This is a genomic window from Actinacidiphila sp. bgisy144, from assembly GCF_057708105.1.
Window position 1 is genome coordinate 36163 of the sequence record NZ_JBYIRM010000040.1, and the last position, 16420, is coordinate 52582.

The 16420-nt window shown below is 75.3% G+C and carries 17 protein-coding genes; 6 read left to right on the plus strand and 11 right to left on the minus strand.

Annotated features, from left to right (window positions below):
* Nucleotides 1–188: 188 nt before the first annotated feature.
* The 3 genes from rplT to infC form a co-directional block, all read right to left on the minus strand.
* On the minus strand, nt 189–572 hold the full coding sequence (gene rplT, locus AC3EVP_RS32330; protein WP_335975471.1) for a 50S ribosomal protein L20: 384 nt from the start codon (nt 570–572) through the stop codon (nt 189–191).
* A gap of 98 nt (nt 573–670) precedes the next feature.
* Complete coding sequence (rpmI, locus tag AC3EVP_RS32335; RefSeq protein WP_103886374.1) at nt 671–865, minus strand: 50S ribosomal protein L35; 195 nt, start codon at nt 863–865, stop codon at nt 671–673.
* 131 nt (nt 866–996) lie between these two features.
* Nucleotides 997–1629: a translation initiation factor IF-3 gene (infC, locus tag AC3EVP_RS32340; RefSeq protein WP_335976254.1), complete on the minus strand. Its 633-nt coding sequence runs from the start codon at nt 1627–1629 to the stop codon at nt 997–999.
* Nucleotides 1630–1995: 366 nt separating this feature from the next.
* Here infC and AC3EVP_RS32345 point away from each other — a divergent pair, with 366 nt between their 5' ends.
* The gene (locus AC3EVP_RS32345; protein ID WP_435136090.1) at nt 1996–2391 is read left to right on the plus strand and encodes a DUF1844 domain-containing protein; all 396 of its coding nucleotides are present in this window, start codon (nt 1996–1998) and stop codon (nt 2389–2391) included.
* A 26-nt stretch (nt 2392–2417) separates the two neighbouring features.
* Here the strand turns inward: AC3EVP_RS32345 and AC3EVP_RS32350 are convergent, their stop codons facing one another.
* The 4 genes from AC3EVP_RS32350 to AC3EVP_RS32365 form a co-directional block, all read right to left on the minus strand.
* Nucleotides 2418–3218, minus strand: a complete 801-nt coding sequence (locus AC3EVP_RS32350; RefSeq protein WP_435136093.1) for an MIP family channel protein — start codon at nt 3216–3218, stop codon at nt 2418–2420.
* A gap of 137 nt (nt 3219–3355) precedes the next feature.
* A complete protein-coding gene (locus tag AC3EVP_RS32355; protein ID WP_435136096.1) occupies nt 3356–4093 on the minus strand; it encodes an SseB family protein in 738 nt (245 codons plus the stop codon).
* A 112-nt stretch (nt 4094–4205) separates the two neighbouring features.
* A complete protein-coding gene (mycP, locus tag AC3EVP_RS32360; RefSeq protein ID WP_435136099.1) occupies nt 4206–5456 on the minus strand; it encodes a type VII secretion-associated serine protease mycosin in 1251 nt (416 codons plus the stop codon).
* Nucleotides 5453–6397, minus strand: coding sequence for a hypothetical protein (locus AC3EVP_RS32365; protein WP_435136102.1), 945 nt, complete (start codon nt 6395–6397; stop codon nt 5453–5455). The genes mycP and AC3EVP_RS32365 overlap by 4 nt, the downstream gene beginning before the upstream one ends.
* Nucleotides 6398–6903: 506 nt before the next feature.
* Between AC3EVP_RS32365 and AC3EVP_RS32370 the strand changes: the two genes are divergently transcribed.
* Nucleotides 6904–8109: an amino acid deaminase/aldolase gene (locus AC3EVP_RS32370; protein ID WP_435136105.1), complete on the plus strand. Its 1206-nt coding sequence runs from the start codon at nt 6904–6906 to the stop codon at nt 8107–8109.
* 57 nt (nt 8110–8166) lie between these two features.
* On the opposite strand, the gene AC3EVP_RS32375 is transcribed toward AC3EVP_RS32370, so the two are convergent.
* Nucleotides 8167–9177, minus strand: a complete 1011-nt coding sequence (locus AC3EVP_RS32375; protein ID WP_435136108.1) for a DUF2510 domain-containing protein — start codon at nt 9175–9177, stop codon at nt 8167–8169.
* 197 nt (nt 9178–9374) lie between these two features.
* Here AC3EVP_RS32375 and AC3EVP_RS32380 point away from each other — a divergent pair, with 197 nt between their 5' ends.
* Entirely contained in the window at nt 9375–10274 is a 900-nt protein-coding gene (locus AC3EVP_RS32380; protein ID WP_435136176.1) for a 5'-3' exonuclease, read from the plus strand.
* A 49-nt stretch (nt 10275–10323) separates the two neighbouring features.
* On the opposite strand, the gene AC3EVP_RS32385 is transcribed toward AC3EVP_RS32380, so the two are convergent.
* The gene (locus AC3EVP_RS32385) at nt 10324–12201 is read right to left on the minus strand and encodes a 2-isopropylmalate synthase (RefSeq protein ID WP_435136111.1); all 1878 of its coding nucleotides are present in this window, start codon (nt 12199–12201) and stop codon (nt 10324–10326) included.
* A 223-nt stretch (nt 12202–12424) separates the two neighbouring features.
* On the opposite strand from AC3EVP_RS32385, the gene AC3EVP_RS32390 reads away from it, so the two are divergent.
* From AC3EVP_RS32390 to AC3EVP_RS32400, 3 genes are all read left to right on the plus strand, one after another.
* Complete coding sequence (locus tag AC3EVP_RS32390) at nt 12425–13261, plus strand: FadR/GntR family transcriptional regulator (RefSeq protein ID WP_435136114.1); 837 nt, start codon at nt 12425–12427, stop codon at nt 13259–13261.
* Complete coding sequence (locus AC3EVP_RS32395) at nt 13258–13917, plus strand: alpha-ketoglutarate-dependent dioxygenase AlkB family protein (protein ID WP_335975427.1); 660 nt, start codon at nt 13258–13260, stop codon at nt 13915–13917. The genes AC3EVP_RS32390 and AC3EVP_RS32395 overlap by 4 nt, the downstream gene beginning before the upstream one ends.
* A 100-nt stretch (nt 13918–14017) precedes the next feature.
* Nucleotides 14018–14857, plus strand: a complete 840-nt coding sequence (locus tag AC3EVP_RS32400; protein WP_335975424.1) for a siderophore-interacting protein — start codon at nt 14018–14020, stop codon at nt 14855–14857.
* Nucleotides 14858–14989: 132 nt separating this feature from the next.
* Here the strand turns inward: AC3EVP_RS32400 and AC3EVP_RS32405 are convergent, their stop codons facing one another.
* Together AC3EVP_RS32405 and AC3EVP_RS32410 are read right to left on the minus strand one after the other, a co-directional pair.
* A complete protein-coding gene (locus AC3EVP_RS32405; RefSeq protein ID WP_435136119.1) occupies nt 14990–16195 on the minus strand; it encodes an NAD(P)/FAD-dependent oxidoreductase in 1206 nt (401 codons plus the stop codon).
* A complete protein-coding gene (locus AC3EVP_RS32410) occupies nt 16192–16386 on the minus strand; it encodes a ferredoxin (RefSeq protein ID WP_335976251.1) in 195 nt (64 codons plus the stop codon). Before AC3EVP_RS32410 ends, AC3EVP_RS32405 begins: the two co-directional genes overlap by 4 nt.
* Nucleotides 16387–16420 lie beyond the last annotated feature (34 nt).

Consider the following 16420-nt stretch of genomic DNA (forward strand, 5'->3'; position numbering starts at 1 on the left):
AACTGCGCGGGAAGCCACGGGCGGCGGTACTCAGGGGGCGCGGGGAACTGCGCGACCGGCCACCAACCCAAGGAAGGTCCCGCAAGCGACAGCACAACCCACCCCGGAGGGAAACGCACCGCGGGCCCGCAGACGGCAAACCGCCTGCGGGCCCGCGCACCGTCACTCCGGCTGAGCCCAGCGCAGCGTCACGCGGCCTTCGGCGCGTTGACGTCCGACGGCAGCGCCTTCTGCGCGACCTCGACCAGCGCGGCGAACGCGGGCGCGTCGTTGACCGCCAGCTCGGCCAGGATCTTGCGGTCCACCTCGATGCTGGCGGCCTTCAGACCCTGGATGAAGCGGTTGTAGGTGATGCCGTTCGCACGGGCAGCGGCGTTGATCCGCTGAATCCACAGCTGCCGGAAGTCGCCCTTGCGCTTCTTGCGGTCGTTGTAGTTGTAGACCAGGGAGTGGGTGACCTGCTCCTTGGCCTTGCGGTACAGGCGCGAACGCTGACCGCGGTAACCGCTGGCCTGCTCAAGAATCGCCCGGCGCTTCTTCTGGGCGTTGACTGCCCGCTTGACGCGTGCCACTTGATAACTCCTTCTGCGGGACCGCGGTATTCGTCACGCGGTCCGAAAGCGATGGGGGTCCCGGATCGGACCGCGCGCCCCGGTCGGGGGCGCGCGGCTCACTTGCCGAGAAGCTTCTTGATCTTCTTGGCGTCGGCCGGGGCAACCTCGACGGTGCCGGTCAGGGCGCGCGTCTTGCTGGACGGCTTGTGCTCGAGCAGGTGGCGCTTGCCGGCACGCTCGCGAAGCACCTTGCCGGAGCCGGTGATCTTGAAGCGCTTGCTCGCACCACTGTGGGTCTTGTTCTTCGGCATGGCGCCGTGGTCTCCTCGTCGCTGGCCCTCCCGGGCGCCCGGTGGAGGGCGTACGGGGAGCGTCAGTTCTGCTCTTACCACCCGAAGCCGCCCGGGCGGGCGGCCTGCGGGGTCCTTCTCGAACCGCGGTGTCAGCCGGCGTCGGCCGGAGCCTCGACCTGCGACTGCTCGTCGGCGGTGTCGCCGTCGTCACCCTGGCGGCCCGCCTTGCGGGCGGCCTGGGCCTCGCGGGCCTCGGCCATGGCCTCGGTCTTCTTCTTGTGCGGACCGAGGACCATGATCATGTTGCGGCCGTCCTGCTTCGGGTTCGACTCGATGAACCCGAGGTCCTGGACGTCCTCCGCGAGCCGCTGGAGCAGGCGGTAGCCCAGCTCCGGGCGGGACTGCTCACGACCGCGGAACATGATCGTGATCTTGACCTTGTCGCCCTGCTTGAGGAACCGGACGACGTGACCCTTCTTGGTGTCATAGTCGTGCGGGTCGATCTTCGGCCGGAGCTTCATCTCCTTGATGACCGTGTGCGCCTGGTTCTTGCGCGCCTCACGGGCCTTCATGGCCGACTCGTACTTGAACTTCCCGTAGTCCATGAGCTTGCACACGGGCGGACGGGCGTTCGCCGCGACCTCGACCAGGTCGAGGTCGTACTCCTGCGCAAGCTCCAGGGCCTTGGCAAGCGGCACAATGCCGACCTGCTCGCCACTGGGACCGACAAGTCGCACCTCGGGAACGCGAATCCGGTCGTTGATGCGGGGCTCGGCGCTGATGGGGCCTCCTCGGTTGCACGACGCGACTGACTGGCCGACAGCCGCGCTTCGGGTCTTCTTCTGCTTCTACCCTGTGCACCGTGCCCGAACGTCAGAAACGCCCCGTACGGCACACAGGCGGGCTCCTCACAACCGGGAGCACCGCCGCGTTATTCCGCGGGGCGCATCGGACGGCGAAGGCCGGGCGCGCGACGCACCGACCGAAGCCGTCTGACCGGGGACCCCTCGGCCGACAGGCCGAGCAGGTGGGAGTTCGGAGCCTCCACTTGGTGGCCGGACACGCTGATGTCCGACCGGTCGTTGTCCAAGCATAGCAGCGCGGGCCCGAGGGCCGTAATCGGCCGGACGGGGCATATCGTGGCGGCCATGAGCGACGCACCAGCCTCCCGCCCGGCCGCCTCCCCCGCGGCCGACACCCCCGCCACGGGGCCCGGCTTCGACGACCTGACCCGCGACATCGCGGACGTCCCCGCGGTGGAGGTGATCACCACGGTGGCCGTCCACCTGATGAGCGCGGCCGCGGTGAACCTGGGGCTGGCCGAGGAGGGCGCGCAGCACAAGGACCTCGACGAGGCCCGCAAGCTCATCCAGGCGCTGGCCGGGCTGGTCACCGCCAGCGCCACGGAGATCAGCTCCTTCCACGCCGCCCCGCTGCGGGACGGCCTGAAGTCCCTCCAGCTCGCCTTCCGCGAGGCGTCCGTGGTGCCGGACGAGCCCGGCCAGGGCCCCGGCGAGAAGTTCACCGGTCCGGTCTACGGCTGACCGCGGGCGGGGATCGGCCTGCCGCCTCAGGGACCCTCCTCCGTGGTGCGGGCGGCGGCCTCCTCCTCCACCGCGGCGGCGCGGGCGGCCTTCACCGCGGCCATCGCCGGGTGCGTCGCCTGGTGCACGAGCGCCGCGATCGCCGCGCCGACCAGCGGGGCGACCAGGAAGAGCCACACCTGGGTGAGTGCCGGGCTGCCGGCGAACAGCGCGGGCGCGAGGCTGCGGGCGGGGTTGACGCCGGTGCCGGTGAGCGGGATGCCCACCAGGTGCACCACGGCCAGGGCCAGGCCGATCGCCAGCCCGTCGAAGCCGACCACCGCGATCCGGTGCGTCACGGAGAGCACCACGTAGACCAGCAGGAACGTGAGGATCACCTCGGCGACGAACGCGCCGAAGATGCTGATGCCGACCGCCGAGCGCGTGCCGTAGCCGTTGGTGCCGAAGGCGCCGTGCCGCCTGAAGCCGGGCACCTGGTCGGCGACGAGCAGCAGGAGCGCGGCGCCGACGATCGCGCCGAGGAACTGCGCCACCCAGTACTCGACCGCCCGGCGCAGCTCGATCCGCCCGGCGAGCAGCATCCCGAGCGTCACCGCGGGGTTGACGTGGCTGCCGGAGATCGGCCCGATCGCGTAGGCGATGGCCAGCAGCACGAACCCGAAGGCCAGCGCGATGCCCAGGGTGCCGATGTACGCCCCCGACACCACCGCCGCGCCGACCGCGAAGAAGACGAGCGCGAGGGTGCCGACGAACTCGCAGCCGACGGCCCGGGGGTCGCTGAGCCGGTAGTTCGTCACGTCCGCCGCGGTGAGACGTCGCCGGTCCATCGTGCCTCCTCGAACGAGAGGACCACTGCCCTTTGCATTGTCACCGCAATGGGCGAACCCCACATCTCGGGGCATATGCGGCGAGATCCGGGCGAGGCGTCTCCGGCGCCCGGTGACGAGCGGCGGGCTCGGCGCGCTCAGCGGGTGAAGAGCGGCTCCCCCGGGGGGTTCGCGGTCGGCGGGAGGACGGCGAGGTCCAGGCCCTGGACGAGGGCGGCGCGCAGGGTCTCGTCGGCGGCCAGGACCTCCGCCACGCGGCGGGCGGCGGCGGCCACGTCGGCGTCCGGAGCGAGCACCAGGCCCAGGGTGCCGTCGGAGGCCGCCCCGCCGGGGGTGAGGTGGGCGCGGGCGATGCCGGGTACGGCGGCGATCGCGGCGCGCAGCGCCGAGCGGACCTCGGGGTCGGCCAGCGGGTCGGTCCTGGCCGGACCGGCCGCGGCGGCGCGCAAGGGGGCACCGGTCAGCTCGTAGGCCACCGGCCCGGCCATGTCGATGAGGAGGGTGTCCGCCTTCTCGTGCGCGAGCGCCTGGAGGGCCTGGTGCAGGGGCACCGCGACCGGCCGGGCGTCGGCGCGCCAGCGGGCCAGGGCGGCGGTGGAGGTGAAGGCGGGCAGAGCCCGGCGCCCGTCGGGTGCCTGGATGGTCGGCACCGCCATGTCGCTGCTCTTCTCCCGGGCCAGCCCGTCGGGCCCGGTCTCGGCCTCGCCGAGCACCGCCACCACCGGGACGAGCAGCCGGGCGCCGTGCAGCGCGGCGACCACGTCCGCGTCGGTCGCGCGGTCGGCCGCGTAGCCGGCGAGCGCCTGGGCCAGGGCCGGGTCCGCCGAGCCGTCGTCCGTCGCGAACCCTGGGTCCGGAATATTCTTCAACGCCACCCCGGCACCCTATCCGCCGCTCCCGCGGCCGGACGCGGGGCGGTCGGCGGGTGCGCGGTCACCGGGTGGGCCGCTCGGCGGGCAAGGTGCTCCGGGGGTACGGAAAGGGCGGTCAGCTGCTGCGGCGCAGCCGGAAGTACAGCAGGGCCGCCAGGGCGATCAGCGCGGCGCCGACCGCCGCGAAGGCGGTGGCCGCACCGTTGGCGAGCAGCTGCGAGGAGGACGCCGCCTTGGCCGGGGTGGTCGGGCCGGGGGCGAAGTAGGCGTGCGGGTAGGCCGCGGGGGTGGGCAGCACCGGCGCCGGCCGGAGCTTCTTCGCCGCGGCGAGCGCGGCGGCGGGGTCGATCAGCCCGGTGCCGACCTCGTCGTTGCGGCCGTCGGCGGGCTTGTCCCGGGTGGTGTCCTCCAGGACCTGCTTGACCTGCGCCGGGCTGAGCTTGGGGTAGGCCGAGCGGATCAGCGCCACGGCGCCCGAGGCGTACGCGGAGGCCGCGCTCGTCCCCCAGCCGTTGTAGTACGTGCGGTCCGGGTCGGCGATGACGACCTCGACGCCGGGGGCGGACACCGACGTGTACCAGCGGTGGGTGGAGAAGGAGGCGTGCTCGCCGTGCCGGTCGACGGCCGCCACGGAGATCACCCCGGGGTAGGCGGCCGGGTAGGAGGAGCGGTCGGCGGCGTCGCCGCCGTTGCCCGCGGACGCGACGACCACGACGCCCTTGCCGAGCGCGTAGCGGATCGCGTCGTCCTCGGCGGCGACCGGGGCGGCGGTGGCGCTGTCGTCGCCGAGCGAGAGGTTGATGACGTCGGCGCCGTGGTCGACGGCCCAGCGGATGCCCGCGGGCAGCGCGTCACCGCGGTCGGTCCTGGCCTTCTGCCGCTGCGGGTCCTTGTCCTCCAGGATCACCCGCACCGGCAGGATGCGGGCCTGGGGGGCGATGCCGAGCACGCCGTCGCCGTCGCCGGGCCCGTGGCCGTGCCCGGCGATGATCGCCGCCATGCCGGTGCCGTGCTTGGCCCACGCCTTGTCGCCGGGCTTCGCGCCGAAGCCGACCTCGTCCTTGCCCGCCAGGACCTGGCCGGTCAGGTCCGGGTGGGTGGAGTCGACCCCGGTGTCGAGCACGGCCACGGTGACGCCCGCGCCCTTGGTGGTCTGCCACGCCTGCTGCGCGTGCAGTGCGGACAGCGCCCAGTCGGAGGCCCGCGCGCTGTCGGCGGCCGCGGGTGCGGCGGTCAGCGCGACGGTGGTGCCGGCCGCGGCGAGGGCGGCCAGGGCGCGCGCGAGGGCGCGCGGGCGGCGGCGGTCCCGGCGGTCGGCGGCACGGCGGGCGGCGGGGCGCTGCCAGGGTGCGGCGGCGGGGGTCATCCGTGGTGCTCCGAGCCGGTGGTGGTCTGCGGGTGGCGGAGGGCGTCGACGGCGGTGTGGACCCGCGCGTCGACGGCGGCGGCGAGCCCGGTGGCGTCGAAGCCGAGGCCGGCCTGCGCGGGGGGCGTGGTGGCGCCCTGCGCGTCGGCCTTGTCCGCCGGGTCCGGCTGGGCGACGGTGCGGCCGTCGGCGAAGCCGCTGACGGCGTAGACCACGAACGGCAGGTCCGCGGCGATCCGGACGTCCCAACTGCCGCGCTGGCGGTCGCCGAAGGCGGCGGCGGGGGTGCCGGGGAAGGCGACGGGGCGGGGCAGCAGGTCGGCGCGTTCGCCGAGGTGCTGGCTGCTCCACCGCTCGGCCAGCGCGCTCATGGCCGCGGCCTGGCCGGAGCCGACGAGCAGCCCGACGGTGGTGACGGTGGTCGAGGTGCTGTCGACGTAGGTGGCGCGCAGCAGGCGGACGCAGCCGGCCGGGGCCAGCACTTCCGTGAGCAGCGGGTCGAAGGCGCCGGTGCAGCCGGCGGGGGCGGCCACGCCGATCCGGGTCCAGGAGCGGTCGGCGCCGCCGGGCCCGCCGCCCTTGCCGTCGACGGTGGGCGGGAACAGCGTGTCCACGGGGGTGTCGCGCCACACGTCGCGGGCCTGCGCGAACGCCTGCGGGCTGCCGTCGGCGACGGGCGCGGGCCGGTCCGGGGTGTGGGTGATGGCGGCGCCCGCGACGGCGCCGCCGACCAGGCCGAGGCCGACGACCAGGCTGGCCGCGGCCAGCAGCCGGCGGCCGCGGGTGGAGGTGCGCGGTGCGGGCGGCTCGGGCGCGTACGTGGGAGCGGCCGGGTAGGCGGGCGCAGGCGGCACCGGCGGCGGTGTGAACGCGGGCGCGGGCGCCGACGGCGGGTCGACCGGCGGCCGCGGGGCGGGCGTCGGCGGTGCGGCCTGCGGCATCGGGGGCGCCTGCGGCGCCGGCTGCGGCACGGACCGCACGGGCTGCGCGGCGGTCGGCGGCATCGAAGGCGGCGGCACGGACGGCCGCGCGGCGGGCCGGGGCGGTGCGAGGGGCGGCGCCGCGGGCGGGGAGGTCGGCGGCGCCGCGGGCGGTGCAACAGGCGGCGGGGGCACGGGAGTCGAACCCCCGTGCAGCGGCGGACCGGGGGGCGGCGGCGGGTTCGGCGGTTCGGGCGGGGAGGCGGGCGGCGGACCTCCAGCCGAGGCTGCCGCGGGCGGCCCCGCCTGCGGACCGCCCACCGGCCGTCCCGATGTCGGATGGAGGGTGGGGAAGGAAGCCGGCGGGGTGCTCCCGCTGTCCACTCCGGTGCTCACCCGGCACTCCCTCGTGACCGTTCCCGTCGATTGTGCGCGTCACTCTACGGGGTTGCCGCGGGGTGAGTTGCCACTCGGAGCACGGGCGCCGGGTCTACCGCTCGGTAGCAGGGTTCTGGCAGGCTGCGGTCATGCCCCAGCGCTCAGCCGACCGCGCCCGCTACGACCGGGCCACCGCACACCTCGACGCGCCGCTGGCGATCGTCGACCTGGACGCCTTCGACGCGAACGCCGCGGACCTGGTCCGGCGTGCGGGCGGCAAGCCGATCCGGGTCGCGTCGAAGTCGGTGCGCTGCCGCGCTCTGCTCGAACGGGTGCTGGCCCGGGAGGGGTTCGAGGGTGTCATGTCCTTCACCCTGGCCGAGTCGCTGTGGCTGGCGCGCACCGGTTTCACCGACGTGCTGCTGGCCTACCCGTCCGCGGACCGGGACGGCTTCGCGGAGCTGACGTCCGACCCGAAGCTGGCCCGTACGGTCACGGTGATGGTCGACGACCTCGCCCAACTCGACCTGATCGACGCGGCGCGCGGCGCTGGCGGCATCGAGACGGTCCGGGTCTGCCTCGAACTCGACACGAGCCTGCGGAAGTTGGGCGGCCGGCTGCGGATCGGCGCGCTGCGCTCGCCGCTGCACTCGCCCGAGCGGCTCGCCGACACCGCGCGGGCGATCGGCGCCCGCCCGGGGTTCCGGGTGGTCGGGATCATGGCGTACGAAGGGCACATAGCCGGCGTCGGCGACGCGATCAAGGGGCGGCCGGGGCGGTCGCTCGCGGTGCGGCTGATGCAGTCCGCCGCGCGCCGGGAGCTGGCGGCGCGGCGGGCGGAGGCGGTGCGGGCGGTGCGCGCGGTGGTGCCGGGCCTGGAGTTCGTCAACGGCGGCGGCACCGGCAGTGTGCAGTCCACCGCGGCGGAGGGCGCGGTCACCGAGATCGCGGCCGGCTCGGGCCTGTACGTGCCGCGGCTGTTCGACAACTACACGTCCTTCCACGGCCGTCCGGCGGCGCTGTTCGGGATGCCCGTGGTGCGGCGGCCGGGGGTCGGCGTGGTCACGGTGCTCGGCGGCGGCTATCCGGCCTCGGGCGCGCCGGGCGCGGACCGGCTGCCGGTGCCGTATCTGCCGGAGGGGCTGCGCTACGACCCGCAGGAGGGGCCGGGCGAGGTGCAGACGCCGCTGCTCGGCTCGGCCGCCGACGACCTGCTGGTGGGCGACACGGTGTGGTTCCGGCACGCCAAGGCGGGCGAACTGTGCGAGCGCTTCGACCGGTTGCGGCTGGTCGAGGGCGACCGGGTGGTGGCGGAGGTGCCGACGTACCGGGGCGAGGGCAAGACGTTCCTGTGAGGGGCCGGCGGCCTCCCGGGCGGTGGGAGGCCGCCGGCGCTGGGGCGGGGCGGGGCGTCAGACGCCGGTGCCGCCGGTGCTGCCGCTGGACGCGCCGCTGCTGTCGGCCTTGATGCCCGCGGCGATCTCGTCCATGACGTCCTGGCCGGGCGCCTTGCTGCTGACGTCGAAGCCGAAGCGGACGATGACGATCTGGCTGCTCTTGCTCGGCGCGGGGAACGCCAGCGACTCGACGTAGCCCTCGGTGCCGGACTTGGTGCTGACCTTCCAGCGGACCAGGTAGCCCTTCTGCCCGGCGACCGTGACCGCCTTGGACTGGAGCTGCTGGTGCGAGGTCGTCGCGCCGTAGGTGTCGGAGCTGTACGCCTCGGCCGCGTTGCCGGTGATGTCCGCCTTGGCGGCGGCCTCGGCGGTGGTCGCGGTGACCTTCAGCGCCTCGGCCGGCTCGGAGTAGGCGCCGCCCAGCGAGCACTGCTGCTGGCCGCTGGTGTCGCCCGGGCAGGTGTAGCTGCCGGTGGAGATGCTGGCGAGGCCGTCCTGCGTGGTGCCGCCGGTCCAGCCGTCGAGCACCGGCAGGCTGATGCCGTCCAGCACGTCGACGGCGGTGTCGCCGCCGGAGGGGTTGGTCGGGTCGGTCGGCTGGCTCGGGTCCGACGGGTTCTGCGACTGCGGGTTCTGCTCGGGGTTCCCCGGCCCGCCGGAGCGCTGCGGCATCGTCGCGTTCGGCCCGCGGTTGCTGCTGCTCGCGCTGTTGTCGCTGCCGTTGTTGTTGCCCACCGCGACGACCGCGGCCACGATGCCGCCGATGACGACGAGCGCGACCCCGATGGCGATGGCCACGGTCCGCGGGCGCCGGTTGCCGCCGCCGGGCGAGCCTATGACGTCGCCCGAGGGGTACGGCGCGTATCCGGGCGGGCCGCCGTAGGGCTGCTGCCCGGCGGTCGGGGCCACTGGTGCCGTGCGGGTGTACTCCGTCCACGCGGTCCCGTCCCACCAGCGTTCCATGGCCGGGCCGTTGCCTGTGTGCCCGGGCTCCTGGTACCAGCCGGGCGGGGTCGTCGTCGTCACGGCGTCACCTTATGGCCCCAGGATGAGAATCCTGTAAGGACAGGGGTCACATCCAGGTCACGCCCCTCGGCCCGGCCCCGCGGGGGCTCGTGTCCGGTCCCGGGGCCGGGGTACGGCCGGGTGTCGGTGGTGCGTGCGATGCTGGCCGCGTGACGAACGTGAAGCCCGGCGGCGGCGGCCGTACCGGTGGGGAACTGCTGCTGCTCGACACCGCGAGCCTGTACTTCCGCGCGTACTTCGGGGTGCCGGAGTCGGTGCGGGCGCCCGACGGCACCCCGGTCAACGCGGTGCGCGGGCTGATCGACTTCATCGCCCGGCTGGTGGCCGACCACGCGCCGGCCGCGCTGGTGGCGTGCATGGACGCGGACTGGCGGCCGCAGTGGCGGGTGGACCTCATCCCCTCGTACAAGGCGCACCGCGTGGCCGACCCCGAGGCGGGCACCGAGGAGGTCCCGGACACCCTCTCTCCGCAGGTCCCGGTGATCGAGGCAGTGCTCGACGCGGTCGGCATCGCCCGGGTCGGCGTGCCCGGCTACGAGGCGGACGACGTGATCGGCACCCTAGCCACCGCCTCGGCGGCGCCGGTGGCCATCGTCACCGGCGACCGCGACCTGTTCCAGCTCGTCGACGACGCGCGCGGGGTGCGCGTGCTCTACCCGCGCAAGGGCGTCGGCGACTGCGACGTGATCGACGGCGGGGCGATCGAGGAGCGGTACGGCGTCCGCGCGGAGCAGTACGCGGACTTCGCCGCGCTGCGCGGCGACCCGAGTGACGGGCTGCCCGGGGTGAAGGGCATCGGCGAGAAGACCGCGGCCGAACTGGTCACCCTCTACGGCGACCTGGCGGGGGTGCGGGCGGCGGCCGGCGAGCCGTTCTCGAAGCTGACGCCGGCCCGCCGCCGCAACATCCTGGCGGCCGCGCCCTATCTGGACGTCGCGCCGAAGGTGGTGCGGGTCGCCACCGACATCCCGCTGCCCGCCTTCGACCCGGCGCTCCCCGCCGATCCCGCCGACCCGGCCGCGTTCGGCGCGCTGGCCGACCGCTGGGGCCTGGGCTCCCCGCTGTCCCGGCTGTCCGCGGCACTGGGCTGGACCTGAGCGGCCCGAGGGCTTCGGCGGCCCGGGAGCGGCCTGCGGTCCTGGCGCCTTACGCCACCGCGCCGGCGCGGCGGGAGCGGTTGACGGCCGAAAGCACCGCGCGGACCGAGGCAGTGAGCACCGAGGTGTCCCGGCCCGCGCCCCAGCAGCTCTCCCCGCCCGCGCCGATCCGGACGTAGGCGACCGCGGCGCTGTCCGGGCCGGGGCCGGTGGCGTGTTCGGCGTAGTGCTCGATGTGCACGGGGACGCCCGCGGTGGCGAGCGCGTCGGTGAGCGCGGACAGCGGGCCGTTGCCGGCGCCGGTGACCGTACGGCCGGCGGAGCCGGTGGGCGACGCGCTCCCGTCGTGCAGGACGGCGGTGAACTCGTGGCGGCCCGGGGTGGTTTCGGCGGCGTGCCAGCCGGTCAGGGTGAGCGGCCCGGTGTCGGCGGGCTCGAGGTAGGCGGCCGCGAACAGCTCCCCCAGCGCCTGCGCGGTGATCTCCTCGCCGCTGTCGTCGGCCGCGGCCTGCACGATCCGGGAGAAGTCGGCGCGCAGCGCGGGCGGCAGGTCCAGGCCGTGGCGGTCCTTGAGCAGGTAGGCGATGCCGCCCTTGCCCGACTGGCTGTTGACGCGGATCACCGCTTCGTAGTCCCGGCCGAGGTCGGCGGGGTCGATCGGCAGGTAGGGCACGTCCCAGGGCATCTGCGCGGCGGGCCGGCCGGCCTCGGCGGCGCGGCGGGCGTGGTGCTCCAGGCCCTTCTTGATCGCGTCCTGGTGGGTGCCGGAGTAGGCGGTGTGCACCAGGTCGCCGACGTAGGGGTGGCGGCCGGGCACCGGCAGGCGGTTACAGTGCTCGACGGTGGCGCGGATCGCGTCGATGTCGGAGAAGTCCAGCATCGGGTCGACGCCCTGGGTGTGCAGGTTCAGCGCGAGCGTGACCAGGTCCACGTTGCCGGTGCGCTCGCCGTTGCCGAACAGGCAGCCCTCGACGCGCTGCGCGCCTGCCAGCAGGGCGAGTTCGGCGCAGGCCACGCCGGTGCCGCGGTCGTTGTGCGGGTGCACCGACAGGATCACCGCGTCCCGGCGGGCGAGGTGGCGGTGCATGTACTCGATCTGGTCGGCGTAGACGTTGGGGGTGGCGATCTCCACGGTGGCCGGCAGGTTGTGGATCACCGGGCGGTCCGGGGAGGCGTCCCACAGCTCGGTCAGGCCGTCGCACACCTCCAGGACGAAGTCGGGCTCGGTGAGGTTGAAGACCTCGGGTGAGAACTGGAAGCGCACGCCGGGCCGCCGGTCGGCGAGCCGGGCCATCAGGCCGGCCGCCTGCTCGATCAGCGCCCGCAGCGCGGCCCGCTCCCGGCCGATCACCACCTCGCGCCAGACCGGCGCGGTCGCGGTGTACAGGTGCACCACGGCGCGCGGCAGGCCCGCGATCGAGGCGAAGGTCCGCTCGATCAGGTCGGCGCGGGCGGCGGTGAACACCACCGGGGTCACGTCCTGCGGCACCGCGCCGGACTCGGCGAGGTGGCGGACGAAGTCGAAGTCGGTGCGGCTGGCCGAGGGGTAGCCGACCTCGATCTCCTTGAAGCCCATCGCGACCTGGACGTCGAACATCCGGCGCTTGCGGGCGGGGTCCATCGGTTCGGCGAGCGCCTGGTTGCCGTCGCGCAGGTCCACCGGCACCCACAGCGGTGCCCGGTCGATCCGGCGGGAGGGCCAGTGCCGCCCACCGGAGGTGCGCACCTCGACGCGCTCCCGGGCGGGGCGGTAGCGGTGGTAGGGCATGGCGCTGCCGCGCTGCGGGTTCCACCAGGGGGCGCCGGCAGGCACCGGGCCGGCCGGGGTGCGCAGGGTGGGCGCGGGGGCGCCGGCGGCCTCGGCCGCGGGGTGCGGGTCGCCCGGGCGGGCGCCGCCGCGCGGGTGGTTCGCGGGGTACGTGGTCATGGTGGGGCTGTTCCTCTTCGTGGTCGCCGGTGGTCGACCGGCAGCACGAAACCCCGCGGCGGGGTGCCGGTCCCTCAGGCCCCGCCGCGGCGGCCGAGGAGAAGGCTCCGCTGCGTCATGGCGGCCACTGTAACCACTTCTCAGGTCCTCAGACAAGCTGAGAGGTGGGCGCGGCCGATAGAGTCGGCGCCACGAGGGGCGGACGGAGAGGTGGGAGACGGCGATGACGCTCGGTTCACTGCGGCCCAGCCCGCTGGTGGAGCAGGCGGCGGAGCGGCTGCGGGAGCAGATCACCGGCGGCCAGTGGCCGGTGGGCACGAAGCTGCCCGGCGAGACCACGCTCGCCGCCCTGCTGGGCGTGGGCCGCTCGACCGTGCGCGAGGCGCTGCGGGCGCTGGCCGGCGCGGGGATGGTACGGACCCGGCAGGGCGCGGGGGTGTTCGTGATCGCCGACCGCCCGGTCCAGGACTGGCCGGCCCGGCTGCGGCGCGCGGCCCTGTCGGACGTGTACGAGGTGCGGGTGCTGCTGGAGGTCCAGGCGGCCCGGATCGCGGCGGCCCGGCGGACGCCCGAGGACGTGGCGGCCCTGCGGGCCGCGCTCGCGGCGCGGACGGTGGCGGCCGCGGCGGCGGGCCTGCGCGGGGCGGGAGCCGGGCCGGCGGACGACGACGGCTCGACACACCATGGCGCGCACCGCGGCTCGGCGGACCATGGCGCGGACCCCGGCCCCGGCGGGAGCGCGCCGCCCGACGGTCCGGGTGCGGCCTTCATCGACGCCGACATCGCCCTGCACCGCGAGGTGGTCGCCGCCGCCCACAACCCCGTCCTGACCGACCTGTTCGCCGAGTTCGCGCCGGTGCTCAGGGAGAACATGCTCGCGCTGCTCGGCCTGATGGACGTCCGCGCCCATGACGAGGAGCACGGCGAGGCCGCGCACGCGGCCCTGGTGGAGGCGATCGCCGCGGGCGACGCCGACCTCGCCGCGCGCGTGCTGCACGGCGAACTGTCCCTCACCCAGGCCCACCTGCGCGACCAGCAGCGCGCGGACGCCCCGTCGTGAACGCGCTGCTCCCCCGCCCGCGCAGCAGCCCGGCACCCGGCGCGGTCCACGTACCCGGCTGGCTCGACCTGGACCGGCAGCGCGAACTGGTCGCCGCCTGCCGGGAATGGGCGCGCGGCCCGGTGCCGATGCGGCACACCCGGCTGCCGCGCGGCGGCGTGATGTCAGTTCTCACGGTTTGCGTGGGCTGGCACTGGCGCCCGTATGCCTACTCGCGCACCGCGCCCGACGTGAACGGCGCCCGGGTCGCCGCCTTCCCGTCCTGGCTGGCCGAGTTGGGCCGCGCCGCGGTCGCCGACGCCTACCAGGACCCGGCGGCCGGCGCCTCGTACGCACCCGACACGGCGCTGGTCAACTTCTACGACGGGGCCGCCGCGATGGGCATGCACCAGGACAAGGACGAGCGGGCGAACGCACCCGTGGTCTCCCTGAGCATCGGCGACACCTGCGTCTTCCGCTTCGGCAACCCCGACACCCGCACCAGGCCCTACACCGACGTCCTGCTGGAGTCCGGCGACCTCTTCGTCTTCGGCGGCCCGTCCCGCTACGCCTACCACGGCGTCCCCAAGGTCCACCCCGGCACCGGCGACCCGGCCACCGGTCTGACCGCCGGCCGCCTCAACCTCACCCTGCGCACCACGGGCCTGCCAGGCTGAGCCGCACCGGGCCCGGAGCACCCGCAGATCCATCAGTTAGGCTTGCCTAAGTAACTTGAGCATGCCGAACGCGCGACAGCGCGAGGAAGCGGGCGCATCGATGGCGGACCGACCGCAACGCAGGACCCCCACCCCGAAGCGCGCGACCGTGCTGCGCGCCGAGCGGATCACCCCGCACATGGTCCGGGTGGTGCTCGGCGTGGACCCGGCCGCCCCCCTGGAGGTCGGGGAGTACACCGACCACTACGTCAAGCTGCTCTTCCCGGCCGAGGGCGAGACGCTGCCCGAACCGCTGGACATGGAGGCGCTCCGCCGCGACCTGCCGCGCGAGCGCTGGCCGCGCACCCGTACGTACACCGTGCGCTCCTATGACGCGGCGACCCGCGAGCTGGCCGTGGACTTCGTGGTCCACGGCGACGAGGGCCTCGCCGGACCGTGGGCGGCCTCGGCCCGGCCCGGCGACGTGCTGTACTTCATGGGCCCGGGCGGCGGGTACGCCCCCGACCCGGCCGCCGACTGGCACCTGCTCGCCGGCGACGAGAGCGCGCTGCCCGCCATCGGCGCCGCGCTGGAGCGGCTGCCGGCCGACGCGGACGCGAAGGTCTTCGTCGAGGTCTCCGGGCCCGAGGAGCAGCAGAAGCTCACCGCCGGGCCGGGCGTGGACGTGGTCTGGCTGCACCGCGGGGACGCGCCCGTCGGCGCGGCGCTGGTCGAGGCCGTCACCGGGCTGGAGTTCCCCGCCGGGAGCGTGCAGGTCTTCGTGCACGGCGAGGCGACCTTCGTCCGCGAGCTGCGCCGCCACCTGCGGCTGGAGCGCGGTGTCCCCCGCGAGGGCCTGTCCGTCTCCGGGTACTGGCGCCGCGGCAAGGACGAGGACGGCTGGCAGTCCTCCAAGCGCGAGTGGAACGCGGAGATCGAGCGCGAGCAGGAAGGCGCCTGAGCGAGCAGCCCGCGCCTGAACCCCCGCCGATCCCACGGCCCTGCCCGGCACCGACTGACGTGCTGGGCAGGGCCGTTCGCATCCGCCGTGCCGCCGGCGGCACATACCGGCGCCGCACGCCCCGGGCGCCTGTCACGGCACGGGCAGCGCCTCCTCCCACGCCGTACGGGCGGCCACCGCGGTCCGCCACTGCCGCAGGGTCCGCGGCGGCATGCCGACCCCGAGCACCCCGGTGACCCGGCCCCCGCTGCCGTAGGCGACGAGGAACCGCCCGGCCGCGAGGTCGCCGTCGACCACCCGGGCCCGGCTGCTGCCGCGCGGCAGGCCGTACGCCTGGACCTTCAGGTCGTACTGGTCGGACCAGAAGTACGGGACCGGGGCGAAGGGCCTGGGCTCCTGCGGGCGCAGCAGGTTCCGGGCGGCGGCCACGCCCTGCTCGGCGGCGTTGGTGCGGTGCTCGACGCGCATGGGGGTGCCGAACAGCGGGTTGAACCAGCGCGCGACGTCCCCAGCCGCGTACACCCCGGGGGCGGCGGCGCTGTACTCGTCGCACTCGATCCCGTCGGCCACGCGCAGCCCGCTGCCGCGCAGCCACTCGGTGTTGGGCAGCGAGCCGATCGCCACCAGCACGTCGTCGGCCGGGAGGAGGGCGCCGTCGGCCAGCCGCACCCCCGTCACCCGGCCGCGGGCCTCCTCGACGGCCGTGACCGCGACGCCGGTGCGCAGGTCCACCCCGCGGTCGCGGTGCAGCTGCGCCAGGCGCCCTCCCACCTGCGGCCCGAGCAGGTGGGCCAGCGGTACGTCGGCCGGTTCGACGAGGGTGACGGCCGCGCCCAGGGTGCGGGCGGCTGCGGCCACTTCGGTGCCGAGGAAGCCGCCGCCCACCACGACCAGGCGCCCTCCGGCGGCCAGCCGCTCGCGCAGGGCGAGCGCGTCCTCCAGGGAGCGCAGCACGTGCAGGCCCTCGGCCCCGCCCGGGCCCAGCCGCCGCGGACGCACCCCGGTGGCGATGACCAGGCCGTCATAGCCGAGTTCGCCGCCGTCCGCCAGGGTCACCGTGCGGCCGACCACCGACAGCGCCGCGGCCGCCACGCCGAGCCGCAACTCCACGTCCAGCGCGTCCAGTTCGTTCTGTGCGCGCAGGGCGGTGCGCTCGGCCGGCCACGCGCCGGCCAGCACCTGCTTGGACAGCGGCGGCCGGTCGTAGGGCAGGTGGGGCTCCGCCCCGACCAGGGTCAGGGCGCCGTCGTACCCGTCGCGGCGCAGGGCCTCGACCGCCGCCAGACCGGCGGCCGACGCCCCGACGACCACCACGCGGCGCGGGGCGGCGCCCGTCACTCACTCACCAGCCGGATCACGGCGGCCGGGCACAGCGCGGCCGCCTCCTTGACGTCCCCGTACCGGTCGGCGGCGGGCCGGTCGGTCAGGATCTCGACGATGCCGTCGTCGTCCTGGTCGAAGACGTCGGGCGCGGCCAGGACGCACTGGCCGGACGCGACGCACTTGGGCTGGTCCACCTCGACCCGCAGGTCTGCACTGGTGTCGGCGCTCATGGGGAACCTC